The sequence below is a fragment of the Pantoea sp. X-Soil-TKNS-1280 genome (assembly GCF_059730475.1).
In genome coordinates this window covers 3,782,100-3,798,571 of the sequence record NZ_AP035962.1, presented here as the reverse complement: position 1 = coordinate 3,798,571, position 16,472 = coordinate 3,782,100, and the positions used below count along the sequence as shown (strand labels likewise).

Here is a 16,472-nt window from a genome sequence, read left to right as displayed (position 1 = left end):
AACGCCCCTGTAGCAGATTATGATGAGATCTTCTTCTGGTCGTTTCTGTGGTTAACCCAGGCATTAATCAGCAGTGTCCCCCCCAGAATCACCCCAACCACCGCCAGCGAGATGGCTACCGGGATATGGTAGAACTCAACAATCAGCATCTTGATACCGATAAACACCAGCACAATGGCCAGGCCGTATTTCAGCATCGAGAAGCGCTCCGCCACGTTGGCCAGCAGGAAGTACATGGCACGCAGACCAAGGATAGCGAACAGGTTTGAGGTCAGAACGATAAAGGGGTCGGTGGTGACGGCAAAGATAGCCGGGATACTGTCAACGGCGAAGATGACGTCGCTCAGTTCGACCATGATCAACACCAGCAGCAGCGGGGTGGCGAACAGCACGCCGTTTTTGCGGGTGAAGAATTTCTCGCCTTCCAGGCTCTCGGTCATGCGCAGGTGTTTACGCAGCCAGCGCACCAGCGGCTTATCGCCCACCGCGTTGTCATCGTCCTCTTTCGCCAGCGCCATCTTCAGGCCGGTGAACAGCAGGAAGGCACCGAAGATATACAGAATCCAGCTGAATTGTGTGACCAGCCAGCTGCCGCCGAAAATCATGATAGTACGCAGCACGATCGCGCCCAAGACACCATAGATCAGTACACGGCGTTGCAGCTGGGCCGGAATGGCAAAGTAGCTAAACAGCATCAACCAGACGAAGACGTTATCCACCGCCAGCGCTTTTTCCAGGATGTAGCCGGTAAGGAAGGCAAGGGTTTGTGCCGTTGCCACTTCGCGCCCGGCACTGCCGTCGAGATACCACCAGAACGCGGCGCTGAACAGCAAGGAGACTGAGACCCAAATCAGCGACCAGATTGCCGCCTGTTTGAATGACATGGTTTGTGCGCCGCGACGTCCCTGGAGCAAGAGATCAATCGCCAGCATGATCAACACTACAACGGCAAAACTGCCCCACAGCAGTGGCGTGCCTACAGTTTGCATAAACGTATCCTGTCCTGAAAATAAAAAAGGCCGAAGTCAGAAGACGTCAGCCGCTTTTTTGTTATAAGCAAACCTCGCCTTCCGGCAAGGTCTCACTTACAACTCAGAATGGATTCCGGGTTGCCTGATGACCGGATGCTTAATGCATCGTAATGACGATCAATCAGCTTATAAGTTACTCCCCTTTGCGTTGGCTAACATACTTGCCACTGCGCCGGGAAGCAATGGGGTGCAGGAAATATTTTGAAATATTTACCTAACGGAGATTCCGTTCGGACGGATAAAAACGTGCCGCTACGGATTATCTGCCGGGAAAATGACACCGGTCTGGCGACGAATTTCTGTCAGCAATGCGGCGGTGATACGCGACGTTTGCAGACCGGGATGCTCCACCTGACCCCCATTCACCAACCGGGAAAAGGTTTCGGCTTCATACAGCATAGTGTTGATGTGCTGCATCTGCGTCAGATTCTGGCCCTCGCCGCCGCGTGGGATAAAGCGCAACTGCTGGCACTCGGAGATTTTCTCAATCACCAGTGAGCCAGCCTCGCCCTGAATTTCGCTCGGTATCAGTGAATCACTCACCTTAGAATGCAGAATCGTTACATCGAAATCTCCATAGCCCAACACCGCCACGCCATGTGCATCCACGCCACTTTCCAGCAGTGAAGCCTGGGCGGTCACCTGCTGGGGTTCGCCCCATAAGGTGACCGCAGCCGCAAGGCAGTAATATCCGATATCCATAATGGAACCGTTGGACCACTGCGGGTTAAAGGTATTGGGGTTTCCCCCTGCCAGATAACGCTGATAGCGGGAGGAATACTGGCAGTAATTCAGCAGCGCTTTGCGCATTTTGCCAATCTGCGGCAGGGATTTTTGCAGCTGCAAAAAGGTCGGCAGGCTGGCGGTTTTGAAGGCTTCGAACAGCACCACCTGGTTTTCACGCGCGCAGGCGATCATTGCTTCCGCTTCGCGCAGGTTGGAGGCCAGCGGTTTTTCGCAAATCACATGCTTGCCGTGCGACATAAACAGCAGTGCCTGTTCACAGTGCAGCGCGTTTGGGCTGGCGATATAGACCGCGTCGATGGCGTCGCTGGCGGCCATCGCCTCAAGCGAGGTGAAGATGTGCTTGCAGGGATAATCGTTAGCGAAGGCTTCAGCCTGCTGCTGCTGGCGTGAATAAACGGCGCTCAGTTTCATTTTGCCACTTTCATGTGCGGCGTCGATAAACTGGCGGGTAATCCAGTTGGTTCCCACAATAGCGAAGCGAATCACGTGCGGTTTCTCCGGCAGGGATAAAACGGCAGAGTAGCATGCTGGCACGGTGACGTAATTAGCAAACACAGGCGAAATTTGATCCTGAGATCCGCATTCCAATATGATGATGCAGCTATGATTTTTATCCCGGACAGAAGAGGACGCGCGGGTGAGTGGAAGTAAACATGCACTGAACTGGACCACCTTGCTGATTGCCATCCCGGTCGGTTGCGCGGCCTCACTGGTGACGCTCGCTTTTCGCGGGGTTATCGATCTGATTAACCGTCTGTTATTTCACAGTGATAGTGAAATCACCGTGGCGATGCATGTCTGGCCGTGGATTTTTTGGCCGCTGCTGGTGGGCGCTGGTGGCTTGCTGGCGGGGTGGTTTTTGCGTTATGCCGTCAGCATTGAGCAGCAGGAAACGGTGAAAACAGATTACCTCGAAGTGATCAACGCCCGGCTGGATGCGGTGCCGACCAAAACTTCACTGTTTCGCGCCCTGTCATCGATTGCCAGTATCGGCAGTGGCGCATCGATAGGTAAAGAAGGGCCGATGGTGCAGCTTTCGGCGCTGTGCGGCAGCTTAATTGGCCGCTGGTTGCCGAAATCACTCGGTCTGCGTAATAGCGATATTGTGGCGATGGCCGCCGCTGCTGGCTTGTCGTCGGTGTACCATGCGCCGCTGGCTTCGGCGATCTTTGTCGCCGAGATCGCCTTTGGCATTTCCGCGTTGCAGCGGCTGATTCCGCTGGTTATCGCTTCTGCGGTGGCGGTGATGACCATGTGGTCACTGGGCTTCCGCAACGCGCTCTATCCGTTGTCTGACGTCAGTTTCCAGCTGAATATGACCAGCCTGTTGATGACGGTGCTGATTGGGCTGGCCTCCGGGCTGGCGGGTTGGTTGCTGATCAAACTGATTGCACGCAGCAAAGCGCTGTTTGGACGCGTCCGTTCGCTGCCGTTGCGTCTCGGTGTCGGTGGTTTGGCTGTGGGGTTTCTGGCGCTGATCTCCACCGATATTCTGGGTAATGGCTATGAAGTGATCATTAAAATCATCGAGGGTCATTATCTGCTGGGGGGCCTGCTGGGTTTGTTGATTCTGAAAACCCTGGCAACCACGCTTTCGGTCGGCTCAAACGCGGTTGGCGGATTGTTCACCCCTTCCTTATTAATTGGTGCATTGCTGGGGGCGTTGCTTGCCACCTTCGGTGCCACGTTGCATTTACCGGTGGGCGATACGCTGCTGTATGCCGCTATCGGCATGGCGGCGGTGCTGGCGGCGGTCAGCCAGGCCCCGCTGATGGCGATGTTGATGGTGCTGGAAATGACGCTCAACAGCAGCCTGTTGTTCCCGCTGATGATTGCGTCGGTGCTGGCGTCAATGCTGGTTTATCGTCTGCAATCCGCCAGCACCTATCCGGTGGTGAGTGGGCATCTCAGCCGTTCTGAAGCCAAATATGATTTCGACAACATGCACGTAGACCAGCTGATCATCCCCGGTGCGGCCCTGCAACCGGATGAGTCAGTCGGGCAGGCGCTGGCGGTGAGTTCACTCAAGCGCGAACGTTATGTCTACGTCATCAACGCCAGCGGCCAGTTTCTCGGGGTGGTATCGATTCACGATATTGCGCGCAAGGTGCTGGCTGAGGAGATCACCTTGCAGTCACCGGTGAGTATAGTGATGGATAGCAATTTCCCGTGTATTTATCAGAACCAAAGTATGCGCGAAGGTTGGGAGGCGTTTTCCCGGGTGACGCTGGAACGTCTGCCGGTGCTGAACAATCCACAGGAGCGCCTTTTCCTTGGCGCGCTGACCAAAACCAGTTTGATTCAGAAGGCACAGGAGTTTTTGTAATCCTGTCCATGGCAGCGCCCAACACGGGGCGCTGCTGCCGGTTTAACGAATGGCGTAAGTTTCGATTTCTACCCGCTGCCAGGTCCTGAGCATCGAATCCACCTGCACAATGGTGCTGGCCGGACGGATGGTGCCAAAGGTCTCAAGATGTGCCTTTGCGACTTTTTCCGCATCGTTGATGTCACGCACATACACCACGGTGCGTACCACATCCTCCATCTCCATATCTGCCTGCTGTACCACGCGGGCGATGGTGTCCAGGATCGATTTTGTCTGCTCGTAAGCATCCGCCTTTTCAAAATCCGGCGTGGCGCAGGTGCCCGAAATATGTAGCTGATTGTCAGCTTTGACGGCACGTGAGTAACCAAAAACGGACTCATAGGCACCGCCGGAAGAGATTTTTACTTTCGTGGTCAGGCTCATTTTATGCTCCATAGATACACAGGTGATAAAGAAGGATTAGGATGGCAGCGCCTGGCCGGTGCGGTCCTGCATTTTCCACAGCGCCAGCAAACCCAGGATCGCGCCCCCCATCAGGTAAAACGCCGGGATCAGCGTGATGCCGGTTTTTTCAATCAGCCAGGTATTCACCAGCGGCGCGGTGCCGCCAAGCACGGAAACCGACAGGTTGTAGCTAATGGCAAAGCAGCTGTAGCGTACGGTGGTGCCAAACAGCGACGTTAAGGTGGCGGGGATGGTGCCTTCAAAAAACAGCATGCCGAGAATCAACACCGCCATGCCGATGACAATTGCGCTCAAGCCGTGGCTTTGAATAGCCCAGAAAACGGGGACCGCAGAGAGGATGATGAGTACACAGCCGGTGATGAGCATGCGCTTTCTGCCAACCCGATCCCCCAGCATGCCGAACAGCGGGATAAACAAGAGTAGCGCCAGGGTGGCAATCAGCGACAACCGGGCGCTGAACTCCGCGGATTTCCCCATAAAACTCACCAGGTAGCTGGGGATATAACCCAGCACGATGTAGTAATTGATATTGAAGGTGGCGACCAAACCGGCGCAGCGCAGCAACTGCGGCCACTCTTTGAGGAATAATGTCCAGCGTGCCGGGGCATGGGCTTCTGCTCTGGCTTTACCTGCCTGCATTGCACGGAATACCGGGGTTTCATCGACGCGTAAGCGGATAAACAACGCCACAATGCCCAGCAACCCGGCAATGACAAAAGGCACCCGCCAGCCCCAGGCGACCATGGTGGCGTCACCCAGCGCATTGCTGATCACATTGACGATAATACCGCCCACGAGGAAGCCGGAAATGTTGCCAAACTCCAGCCAACTGGTGAAAAAGGTACGGCGTTTATCCGGGCTATGCTCAGCGATAAAAATGCAGGACCCGCCATATTCACCGCCGGTAGAGAGGCCCTGCAACATGCGCATCAGTACCAGCAGAATCGGCGCAGCAATGCCGATACTGTGGTAACCGGGGATCAGCGCGATGCAAAGGGTGGCGACCGACATCAGGCTGATGCTGGCAACCAGCGCGGTACGGCGGCCATATTTATCGCCAATCGGGCCAAACAGAAATCCCCCTAATGGACGAATAACAAACCCGGCGGCAAACGCGGCATAAATAGCGATCAATTCGTTGTAGCTGTTGGTGGTGGGGAAGAACACTTTTGCCATTGTCATCGCCATGGAGGAGTAGATGGCGAAGTCGAACCATTCCACCATATTCCCCAGCGTGACGCCGGTAACTGCACGGGTTAAATTGCCGTCCCGTGCCATCTGACGCGATGTTGGTCGCTCCTTTACATAGCCAACTGCTCCCTGAAGTGCTGGATTTATTGTTTGTTGTTTCATTGTCTTACCCTGTCTGTTGGAAGTGGAGTACGACGCCTGTGAATAAACTGCTTAACGCATATAACTGCCCCCGGAGATGACCAGGGTTTCGCCGGTGATATAGCCCGGTTGTGAACTGAAGGCCCACACCCAGTCGGCGATCTCCCCGACACTGGCCGCGCGCTGCATCGGCACGGCTTTCACACCTTCATGGATCCGCCCGCTTTTCAGCGTGCCTTCGGTCTCGACCCAGCCGGGGGCGATGGCGTTCACCACGATTTTTTTCCCGACCAACTCAATCGCCAGCGATTTCACCAGCGACACCACGGCGGCTTTCGAAGCGCTATACAGCAACTGGCCGGGGGAGACGGCAAAGGCATCCACCGAAGCGAACATCAGCAGCGCGCCACCCTGGGCGCTGATAAATTCGCTGGCGACTTTGGCGGTGTTGACGCTGCCCAGCACGTTGACGTCGAAAATCTGGCGATAGAGCGTATCGTTGCTGCTCTCCAGCGTGGAGACCGGGAAAATCCCCGCCGCGTTGATCAGTGCACTGACGCGGCGGCCCTGTAACGCTCCGGCCACCGCTTCACGTAACGCGCTGTAGCAGGTGATATCGGCGACCACCGACGTGATACCAGGTTGTGGCGGCATTTCGCTGCGGTCGATGGCGACCACCGCCCAGCCTTCGCGCTGAAACTTCTCCATCACGGCTTTGCCCATACCGGAGGCAGCACCGGTAACCAGGGCGACAGGTTGTTGTGTGTTCATGGTCTTTCTCCAGTCAGGCGGTGAGGGAAGCGTTGCGCAGCAGGCTGCTATGCATGGTTTCCAGCAGGTCCAGCGTGCGCCAGGTTTCGTCGAGGTTGGCTTGCCACAGGCGGCGTACAATATCGATGCGTGCCTCATGCGGCTGTTGTGCCGCCAGCAGGCTGGCGATATTGGGCACGCCTTGCTCGCGCAGCTGAATCATGCGGGCGATGAGACGCGTTTGCTGGCAGTAGGTCGGCCACTGCGGGCCACGCGGCGCGGAAAGACCGACAAAATAAAGGTTCTCTAGCGTGGTTGGCAGGGTCATGGCGGCGGTGCGCAGTGGCACGCCATCCTCCCAGTCGAGCAGGGTTTCATCGAGGAACGGTAAACGAGTATGAAAACCGGTAGCCCAGAGAATGCTGTCGTACTCGGCGGCACTGCCATCGCTGAAATGCACCGTTTTGCCGTCGATATGTTCAATAGCCGGACGTACACCGATACGGCCATGCTGGATCCAGTACATCAGCAGGGTGTTGACCACGGGTGGCTGTTTTTCCAAATCCCAGCTTTCCGGCTGCGGCATTCCGGGATAATTTTCCCAGTTTCCGACAGAAATCATCGTCATGACCTGAGTAAAGGCGTTTTGTAATTCTGGCGGCAGTTGGTTAAGGAAGGGGATCTCGGCACGTGGCACGCCGAGCAGCGCTTTTGGCTGGAACACCTGACCCCGGCGAATCACGATATCGGTCGTCAGGCGATGCTGTGCAGCGTCAACCGCCAGGTCGCACCCGGAGTTACCGCAACCCACCACCAGCACCTTACCCTGAAGTTGATCGGTGTTGCGATACTGGCCGGAATGCAGTGAGATGCCGCTGAAGTGGTTCGCTTCCGCAGGAAAAGCGCAGTCCCACAGATGCCCATTGGCGACCAGCACGCCCTGATAGTGACGCGTCAGCCCATTTACGGTCACCTGCCAGCCCTCGCTGCCCGCCGTGCCCAGCGGCACAATACGTTCTACAGTGCTGTTAAAATGAATTTTCTCTCTCAGGCCAAAGTGTTCGGCGTAGCTGTCGATGTACTGCCGTACCTGATCGCGGCTGGGGTAGACTGGCCATGCATCCGGCATCGGGAAGCCATCAAAACCGGAACTTTTCTTCGGGGTAATCAGATGCAGGGCATCATAGTCATGGTGCCAGTGGCCGCCGACCTGGCCGCTTTTTTCGAAGCAATCGGCATGAATGCCCAGTTCTTGTAAAGTGCGTAACGCTGCCAGGCCAGCAGCTCCTGCACCAATTACACAATAGCGCGCCTGTGATGTCATACGTCTCTCCTGCAAAGTTATTGCAACATTGGGGTAACGTGATTGACATAGTTTTAAGCGGCTATTTGCGCGGGATGAATAGGGTTATGATTTTGGTTCATATAGGTTTGCCCTATACCCACCGTTTTCCATCAGCATTCGATATGGCTGTACGCCATCTGCACCTCCTGCAAATAACGTCGCATTAGCTGCATCATTTCGCGCGTGGCGGAGGAGATCGCGGTATCCGCGCGGTGGATAAAGGCGAAGACTTCGAAAGCCGGAGGTTCGATCGGCACCCACTTGAGTTTGTCACCATAACCAAGATGGTGGAGGATCGGACGGGTAGCGATAAGATCTCCCAATCCCCGCGCTGCCAGTTCCATTGCGGTTTCCTGGTGTTCTACTTCAATAATTGGCTCCAGCCGGGCGCCAGTCTCCTGCGCCCGTTGGTTAAGCAGACGGCGAATCGGATCGCTGTTATGCCAGGTCGCTTCACTCAGTATGAGAGGGGCGTTTAGCAACGCCTGCATATCTTTACTGCCTGCCAGTCGTGCATCGCTGGCCGAGATATAACCAATTTGCGTTGACCACACGGGTTCACTGATCACCAGATTTTTGTTGTTTACTGGCAGCATCACCAGGCCCGCTTCAATTTCGCCATCAATCACCGAACGCGCCACTTCTGAGGAATTGGTGCCGATCAGTCGCATCCGCACTCCCGGATAGCGTGCGCGGAACTCACATATCAGGTCGGCCAGAAAATATTGGTAGGCGGAACTGAAGGTGCCAAACGAGGCGAGACCATCCTTAAGCTGGCGCACCGATTGCACCGCTTCATAGCCGCGCTGTGCCGCCTGAGTGGTGGCGCGGGCATGGGGTTCGAGCCGCGAGCCAGCTTCAGTCAGAATCAGACGACGATTGGTACGAATAAACAGATGGGTGCCCATCTCGCTTTCCAGCCGCAAAATCTGGTCGGACAGCGATGGCTGCGAGATATGTAGCGCCTCAGCCGCTTTCGAGATGGTGCCAAAATCAATGGCGGCAAGAAAATAGTTCAGCTGCTGGAGTGTCATAGCACCAACCCATTAAGTGAGGGAAATCAGACGCCTCTGAGCATATGTGCTACGACGGGAAAAGCAAAGGTATCAGGCGGCGTTACCGCGCAGCGCCTGCTCGGTCATCCACAGCCGGGCATCGAACTCCAGCTGATGATAATCCGGCTCCATATGGCAGCAGAGTTGATAGAAGGCTTTGCTGTGATCCTTCTCTTTCAGATGCGCCAGTTCGTGCACCACGATCATGCGCAGAAAGGCTTCCGGCGCGAGACGGAAAAAGGTGGAGATGCGGATTTCGGCTTTGGATTTCAGGTTGCCACCCTGTACACGGGAGATGGCGGTGTGCAGGCCAAGGGCGTGCTTCATCACCTTGATTTTATTATCCCAAATCACTTTGCTCACCGGCGGCGCGCTGCGCATGTAGCGGTTTTTCAGTCCCTGGGTGTAATCGTACAGCGCTTTATCGCTCACCAGATCGTGCATATCGGGATAGCGCTGTTGTAAAAAAGCGCCGAGACGTTGCTGCTCAATCAGCGTCTGTACCTGGCTGAGGATATGTTCAGGGTAGCCCTGCAGATAGATTAATGACATTGGGATTCCCGGTGAAAGACAGTATACTGCGCCCCCTTTTTAGGGCGAAAATCGCGCAAAGTGTACCACGCCGGAGATTCCATGAGCCAACTTGAACTGACCGATCGCACCCTGACGCTGCACCGCTTTCCGCCGATGCGCGAAGAAAGCCCTTTGCAGGCGTGGGATGCGGCAGATGAATATCTGTTGCAGCAGGCGCTGCCGGACGGTCCGGTACTGTTATTTAATGACAGCTTCGGTGCGCTGACCTGCGGACTGCAAAATCGTCAGGTCTGGCATGTCAGCGATTCATGGCTCAGCCAGCAGGCGGCACGGCAAAACCTGCGCCTCAATGATATGGATGAAGATCAGGTGCAGTTTCTCGACAGCCTGGCGGCGCTGCCTGCCGCCCCGGCGGTGGTGATGATCAAAATCCCTAAGACCCTGGCATTGCTGGAGCATCAGCTGCGTGCGCTGCGTGATGTGGTGACGCCTGAGACGCTGATTCTGGCTGGGGCGAAAGCCAAAGATATCCATAGCTCCACCCTGCAACTGTTTGAGCGCATTCTTGGTGAAAGCAAAACCTCGCTGGCATGGAAAAAGGCGCGTCTGGTCTATAGCCATTACACCGCGCCAAAGCTGGCTGCACAGTCACCAACCACCGTCTGGCCGCTGGATGACACTGACTATCAGATCCATAACCACGCCAACGTGTTTTCCCGTAGCTCGCTGGATATTGGCGCACGCTTTTTTATGCAGCATCTGCCACATGATGTGGAGGGGGAGATTCTCGACCTCGGCTGCGGTAATGGGGTGATTGGCCTGATGGCGCTGGAGCAGAATCCACAGGCTGAAGTGCTGTTCTTTGATGAGTCTTACATGGCAGTGGCGTCGAGCCGTCTTAACGTCGAAGTGAACCGCCCGCAGGATTTAGCGCGCTGCCAGTTCCGCGTGAACAACGCGCTGAGCGGATTCCCCTCCGATCGTCTGCACGCGGTGTTGTGTAATCCGCCGTTCCACCAGCAGCATGCCGTAACCGATCACCTGGCCTGGCAAATGCTGCGTGATGCCAAACGTTGTCTGCAATATGGCGGCGAGTTGCGCATCGTGGGCAACCGCCACCTCGATTATCATCACAAGATGAAAAAGCTGTTCGGCAACTGCACGCTGGTGGCGTCAACCGCCAAGTTTGTGGTGCTGCGTTCCGTCAAACTGCGTTGATTACAGGCTGAGCGCCAGCTCAGTCGCTTGTGCAATGGCGCGGCGGGCATCCAGCTCCTGCGCCACGTCCGCACCGCCAATCAGCCGGACCGGTTTACCGCGCGCCCTGAGTTGATCGGCCAGTTCGCGCAGAGGTTCCTGACCGGCGCAGATCACCACGTTATCCACCGCCAGTGTAATGTCCTCGCCCTGATGGCGCAGGTGCAACCCCTCATCATCAATCTTCAGATACTCCACATCCCCCCACATTTTCACGCCGTGCGCTTGCAGGCTGGCGCGATGGATCCAGCCGGTAGTTTTTGCCAGCCCGGCACCGGGTTTGCCGGATTTGCGTTGCAACAGCCAGATCTGGCGATCGGCAGGCACTGGCGCAGCAGGTATTAATCCTCCCCGCGCCTGCAACGAATGGTCAATGCCCCAGTTTTGATAGAAATCTTCCTGATGCGTGGCCTGATGCAGCAGAAATTCTGCGGTATCGAAACCAATGCCGCCCGCGCCAATAATCGCCACGCGTTGCCCCACCGGCTTTTTATCGCGCAGTACGTCGAGATAGCTTAAAACGCTGGGATGATCGATGCCGGGTAGCGTGAGCTGGCGTGGGGCAATGCCGGTGGCGACGATCACTTCATCGGCGTCATCCAGTTGCTCAGCCGTGACGCGGCATTGGGTATGGAGGGTCACACCAGCGGCCTCAAGCTGATGGCGGAAGTAGCGCAGCGTTTCGCTGAATTCCTCTTTGCCGGGAATTTGTCGGGCAATGTTGAATTGCCCGCCGATCTGCGCCCCGGCTTCATACAGCGTGACCTGATGGCCGCGCTGTGCTGCCTGTAACGCAAACGCCATCCCCGCCGGGCCTGCCCCAACCACCGCCAGCCGTTTTGGGGTTGCGGCAGCGGTCACGGGCATCAGCGTTTCATGGCAGGCGCGGGGATTGACCAGGCAGGACGTCACCTTGCCGACAAAAATCTGATCGAGACAGGCCTGATTACAGGCGATGCAGGTGTTAATGGCATCGGCATTACCGGCCTGGGCTTTGCTGACAAATGCGGCATCAGCGAGGAAAGGGCGTGCCATCGACACCATATCGGCGATGCCGTCACGCACTATTTCGTCGGCCACCGCCGGGTGATTGATGCGGTTGGTGGCAATCACCGGTACGGAAACATGGTCACGCAGGTGTTTCGTTACCCAGGCAAATCCAGCGCGTGGCACGCAGGTGGCGATGGTGGGAATCCGCGCTTCATGCCAGCCGATGCCGCTGTTAAACAAGGTGACGCCGCACTGCTCCAGCCCTGACGCCAGTTGTAGCGTTTCGGCCAGCGTGCTGCCGTTATGCACCAAATCCAGCATGGAAATACGGAAGATAATGATGAAGTCGTTGCCCACCGCAGCGCGCACTGCCCGCGTGACCGCCAGCGCAAAACGCTGACGTCGCGCGATATCGCCGCCCCAGTCATCCTCGCGCTGGTTAGTGTGCGCCACCAGAAATTGGTTAATCAGATAACCTTCCGAACCCATAATCTCCACGCCATCATAGCCCGCCTGCTGCGCCAGCCGGGCGCAATGGGCGAAGTCGGCAATGGTTTGCAGAATATCCGCTTCGCTCAGCGCCTGTGGCATAAAGGGATTGATCGGTGCCTGTAACGGCGAAGGGGCCACCAGATTGCGTTGATAGCTGTAGCGCCCCGCGTGCAGGATTTGCAGGGCAATTTTCCCCCCGGCGGCATGCACCGCATCGGTGAGGGTACGGTGCCAGCCGCACTGACTTTCCTGATGAAGAATCGCGCCGCCCTGTGCCACCACACCCTGTGGATTGGGGGCGATGCCACCGGTGACAATCAGCGCCACGCCTTCACGCGCCCGTTCTGCATAAAAGGCGGCCAGCCGTTCAGCGCCATCGCTATGTTCTTCCAGACCGGTGTGCATGGAACCCATCAGAAAACGGTTTTTAAGTTGGGTAAAGCCCAGATCCAGTGGGGCGAACAGCGCAGAGTACTCAGTCATAATCACTCACTAATGAAGTGGTCGGATGAGTTAACTCTAATGGGTATTTATCAGGAAGGAAGTGGGACGTATTCAGCCTGTGAGTCACATCAAAAAAAGCAGGGTGGTAAGTACGGGCGCAAGAATCGGACATCTTTTACCCAGGCACGGGAAAGAACTTACTCACCCTGAAATGGCATTAAGGTCATGGCTAACGACTTAGCTCTTTAGTTATTAATTACTGAGACTCAATCCAGCTATCCCCATTGAGGATGGGCGTATCTTCACAGGTTTGGGATGGGAGGTAACCAGGACCGCTCTGGCGATAACCTGGATATTTCTCTCGCTGAGTTCCGGGTAGGGCGATCGTGTATCACGTTATGCGTAACAGCTTTTTCGTAACATGTTTTTGAGTGATCTTCGCCACAGTTTTAACCCCGCTAACCCGGTTTTATGGCCCCCATTGCAACACCACTGAATGGGGAAGTTATGAATATCGAAACGCAATCCTGCGTGATCACCGGAAAACAACAAGTCAGCGTGGCACAGCAGCAGGTGGAGTGGAACGGCAAAGGGACGCTGGTGCGCATTACGCGCGGCGGCATTTGCGGTTCGGATCTGCATTATTATCAGGAAGGCAAAGTCGGCAGCTTTGAAGTCAAAATGCCGATGATTCTCGGCCATGAGGTGATTGGCTATGTGGTTGAAAGCGACGATCCACGACTGAAGCCCGATCAGAAAATAGCGGTTAACCCTTCTAAGCCCTGCGGTGAGTGCAAATATTGCCAGCGCGAGCAGGAGAACCAATGCGTCTCCATGCGTTTCTTCGGCAGCGCCATGTATGTACCGCACGTTGACGGCGGTTTCACCCAATACAAAGTAGTGGATAGCGCGCAATGCGTCCCCTTTCCCCAGGATGCTGATGAAAGTGTGATGGTATTTGCCGAACCGTTGGCGGTGTGCATTCACGCCACCCATCAGGCAGGAGATCTCAGCGGCAAGCATGTATTTATCTCCGGGGTTGGCCCGATCGGCTGCCTGATTGCCGCCGCGGCTAAAGCACGCGGTGCGGCGTCGGTGGTGTGCAGCGATATTAGCGAGCGTTCGCTGGCAATGGCGCAGCAGATGGGAGCCACTGACGTGATCCATGCCGCTACTGGCGACTTCGCGCCGTATCTGGCTGATAAGGGCTATTTTGACGTGGCGTTTGAAGCTTCCGGGCATCCGTCATCACTGCAACGCTGCCTGGATGTGGTCTGCGCCAAAGGCACGCTGGTGCAGGTGGGTATGGGTGGTGCCATCCCCTCGTTCCCAATTATGCAGTTGATTGCCAAAGAGATTAACCTGGTCGGTTCCTTCCGTTTTACCCACGAATTCAACACCGCCGTCGAGTGGCTGGCTCAGGGCATTGTCAACCCATTGCCGTTGTTCAGCGGCGAGTATGGCTGGCAGGACATTGATGCTGCGCTGCAGTTTGCGGGTGACAAAACCCGTGCCGCAAAAGTCCAGTTAACATTTTAAGGAGATGGTTATGAGTCAGCTTTTTTCCCTCGAAGGTAAACGTGTTTTGATCACCGGTTCGGCACGCGGCATTGGTTTCCTGCTGGCACGCGGCCTGGCCGAGGCCGGTGCGGAAGTGATCGTTAACGCCACCACCCCGGCGGGTGCGGAACAGGCCGCTGCCAAACTGCGCGATTTGGGGCTACGCGCCCAGGCGAAGGCGTTTGATGTGACGCAGTCAGCTCAGGTGCAGCAGGCCGTGGACGAGATTGAAGCCGAGTGGGGTGCCATTGATGTGCTGGTGAACAACGCCGGGATTCAGCGTCGTCGCCCGTTCCTCGAGTTCCCGGAGCAGGACTGGAATGACGTTATCGCCGTTAACCAGACCGCAGTCTTCCTCGTCTCACAAACGGTGGCGAAGAAGATGGTGGATCGTCAGCAGGGCAAAATCATCAACATCGGTTCGATGCAGAGTGAATTAGGGCGCGACACCATCACGCCTTACGCCGCATCCAAAGGGGCAGTGACCATGCTGACGCGTGGTATGTGCGTAGAACTGGCGCGTCATAATATCCAGGTCAACGCCATTGCACCGGGCTACTTCGTGACCGAAATGACCCAGGCGCTGGCAGACGATCCTGCCTTTACCGGCTGGCTCACCAAACGCACCCCGGCAGCGCGCTGGGGCAAACCTGAGGAGCTGATCGGTGCAGCCGTGTTCCTGTCCTCCAAAGCGTCGGATTTTGTTAATGGTCACCTGCTGTTTGTTGATGGTGGTATGCGCGTAGCGGTTTGATGAAAGTGGCGCATTCACCAGGGTGCGCCTAAACCTAAATCACCTCTTTGTATCTGTATGGATAATAAAAATGCCAATAACCATAATTGTTCTGGGCGTGGTTCTCCTGCTGGTTTTAATGATTGTTTTTAAGGTCAACGGCTTTATCGCGTTGGTGTTTGTCTCCGCTGTGGTGGGTATCGCCGAAGGGATGACGCCGCTGAATGTGATGGCGTCAATCCAGAAAGGGATCGGTTCGACGCTGGGCGGACTGGCGATGATCCTCGGCTTTGGTGCCATGCTCGGGCGGCTGGTGTCTGACACCGGGGCCGCGCAACGTGTTGCCACTACGCTGATTGCCGCCTTCGGTAAGGAACGGCTGCAATGGGCGCTGGTGGTCACCGGCCTGATTGTTGGCCTGGCGATGTTCTATGAAGTGGGTTTTGTGCTGCTGTTGCCGCTGGTGTTTACCATCGTGGCGGCTGCTGGTTTACCGCTGCTGTATGTCGGTGTGCCGATGGTGGCCGCGCTGTCGGTGACTCACTGCTTCCTGCCGCCGCATCCGGGGCCAACGGCTATCGCCACCATCTTCGGCGCGAACCTCGGCACCACGCTGCTGTACGGCATGATCATCACCATTCCAACCGTCATTGTCGCAGGCCCGATCTTCTCAAAATTCCTCAAAAGCTTTGAGAAATCACCGCCGGAAGGGCTGTATAACCCGAAAATCTTCACCGAAGAAGAGATGCCGGGTTTTGGTATCAGCATCTTCGCCGCCGTCATCCCGGTGGTGCTGATGGCGATTGCTGCGGTGTTTGAGCTGACCACACCGAAAGAGAATCCGCTGCGCCAGTTCTTTGAATTTATCGGTAACCCGGCGGTGGCATTGTTTATCGCCGTGGTGATTGCGGTGTTGACGCTGGGCCTGCGTAACGGTCGTAAGATGGCTGAAGTGATGGACATGTGCGGAGAGTCCATTGCCGCTATCGCCATGATCGTCTTTATCATCGCCGGTGGTGGTGCCTTCAAACAGGTGCTGGTGGATAGCGGCGTCGGCAACTATATCGCCGATGTGATGAAAGGATCTTCGTTGTCCCCGCTGCTGATGTGCTGGACCGTGGCTGCGATGTTACGTGTTGCGCTGGGATCGGCGACCGTCGCCGCCATCACTACGGCCGGGATTGTGACGCCGATTATCGCGGCGACCCACGCCGATCCGGCGCTGATGGTGCTGGCTGTGGGATCGGGCAGCGTGATCGCCTCGCACGTGAACGATCCGGGCTTCTGGCTGTTCAAAGGGTATTTTAACCTCAGCGTGGTTGAGACGCTGAAAACCTGGACTGTGATGGAAACGCTGATCTCGGTGCTGGGTCTGGCTGGCGTGTTAATCCTTAATACACTGATCCACTAA

14 protein-coding genes are annotated in these 16,472 nt (G+C 56.2%); 5 read left to right on the top strand and 9 right to left on the bottom strand.

All coding sequences use genetic code 11. The annotated features are described in order from the left end of the window. Window positions 1–17: 17 nt before the first annotated feature. Both AC6I8X_RS17595 and AC6I8X_RS17590 read right to left on the bottom strand, forming a co-directional pair. Entirely contained in the window at window positions 18–989 is a 972-nt protein-coding gene (locus AC6I8X_RS17595) for a TerC family protein (protein WP_497840230.1), read from the bottom strand. A 294-nt stretch (window positions 990–1,283) separates the two neighbouring features. Then, window positions 1,284–2,264 carry a Gfo/Idh/MocA family protein gene (locus AC6I8X_RS17590; RefSeq protein WP_313683235.1) on the bottom strand — a complete coding sequence of 327 codons (981 nt, stop codon included), beginning with the start codon at window positions 2,262–2,264 and terminating at the stop codon, window positions 1,284–1,286. Between the two features lie 151 nt (window positions 2,265–2,415). On the opposite strand from AC6I8X_RS17590, the gene AC6I8X_RS17585 reads away from it, so the two are divergent. Further along, a complete protein-coding gene (locus tag AC6I8X_RS17585; protein WP_497840229.1) occupies window positions 2,416–4,104 on the top strand; it encodes a chloride channel protein in 1,689 nt (562 codons plus the stop codon). Between the two features lie 42 nt (window positions 4,105–4,146). On the opposite strand, the gene AC6I8X_RS17580 is transcribed toward AC6I8X_RS17585, so the two are convergent. The 6 genes from AC6I8X_RS17580 to AC6I8X_RS17555 all read right to left on the bottom strand — a co-directional run bounded on the left by AC6I8X_RS17580 (window position 4,147) and on the right by AC6I8X_RS17555 (window position 9,603). Next, entirely contained in the window at window positions 4,147–4,527 is a 381-nt protein-coding gene (locus tag AC6I8X_RS17580) for a Rid family hydrolase (protein ID WP_313683215.1), read from the bottom strand. A gap of 36 nt (window positions 4,528–4,563) precedes the next feature. Continuing rightward, the gene (locus tag AC6I8X_RS17575; protein ID WP_497840228.1) at window positions 4,564–5,922 is read right to left on the bottom strand and encodes an MFS transporter; all 1,359 of its coding nucleotides are present in this window, start codon (window positions 5,920–5,922) and stop codon (window positions 4,564–4,566) included. A 51-nt stretch (window positions 5,923–5,973) separates the two neighbouring features. Beyond that, a complete protein-coding gene (locus tag AC6I8X_RS17570; protein WP_313683217.1) occupies window positions 5,974–6,672 on the bottom strand; it encodes an SDR family NAD(P)-dependent oxidoreductase in 699 nt (232 codons plus the stop codon). Window positions 6,673–6,685: 13 nt separating this feature from the next. Continuing rightward, entirely contained in the window at window positions 6,686–7,975 is a 1,290-nt protein-coding gene (locus AC6I8X_RS17565) for a flavin-containing monooxygenase (protein WP_497840227.1), read from the bottom strand. Between the two features lie 131 nt (window positions 7,976–8,106). Beyond that, complete coding sequence (locus tag AC6I8X_RS17560) at window positions 8,107–9,030, bottom strand: LysR family transcriptional regulator (RefSeq protein WP_313683219.1); 924 nt, start codon at window positions 9,028–9,030, stop codon at window positions 8,107–8,109. A 72-nt stretch (window positions 9,031–9,102) separates the two neighbouring features. Continuing rightward, window positions 9,103–9,603, bottom strand: coding sequence for a M48 family metallopeptidase (locus tag AC6I8X_RS17555; protein WP_299458930.1), 501 nt, complete (start codon window positions 9,601–9,603; stop codon window positions 9,103–9,105). Window positions 9,604–9,684: 81 nt separating this feature from the next. Here AC6I8X_RS17555 and rlmG point away from each other — a divergent pair, with 81 nt between their 5' ends. Further along, the gene (gene rlmG / locus AC6I8X_RS17550; RefSeq protein WP_313683220.1) at window positions 9,685–10,803 is read left to right on the top strand and encodes a 23S rRNA (guanine(1835)-N(2))-methyltransferase RlmG; all 1,119 of its coding nucleotides are present in this window, start codon (window positions 9,685–9,687) and stop codon (window positions 10,801–10,803) included. Here the strand turns inward: rlmG and AC6I8X_RS17545 are convergent, their stop codons facing one another. Beyond that, window positions 10,804–12,807 carry an oxidoreductase gene (locus AC6I8X_RS17545; protein ID WP_497840226.1) on the bottom strand — a complete coding sequence of 668 codons (2,004 nt, stop codon included), beginning with the start codon at window positions 12,805–12,807 and terminating at the stop codon, window positions 10,804–10,806. It lies immediately after the preceding gene. Between the two features lie 468 nt (window positions 12,808–13,275). Between AC6I8X_RS17545 and idnD the strand changes: the two genes are divergently transcribed. From idnD to AC6I8X_RS17530, 3 genes are all read left to right on the top strand, one after another. Continuing rightward, window positions 13,276–14,307, top strand: coding sequence for an L-idonate 5-dehydrogenase (idnD, locus tag AC6I8X_RS17540; protein ID WP_497840225.1), 1,032 nt, complete (start codon window positions 13,276–13,278; stop codon window positions 14,305–14,307). Window positions 14,308–14,317: 10 nt separating this feature from the next. After that, entirely contained in the window at window positions 14,318–15,082 is a 765-nt protein-coding gene (gene idnO / locus AC6I8X_RS17535) for a gluconate 5-dehydrogenase (protein WP_299458937.1), read from the top strand. A gap of 70 nt (window positions 15,083–15,152) precedes the next feature. Next, window positions 15,153–16,472 carry a gluconate:H+ symporter gene (locus AC6I8X_RS17530; RefSeq protein ID WP_497840224.1) on the top strand — a complete coding sequence of 440 codons (1,320 nt, stop codon included), beginning with the start codon at window positions 15,153–15,155 and terminating at the stop codon, window positions 16,470–16,472.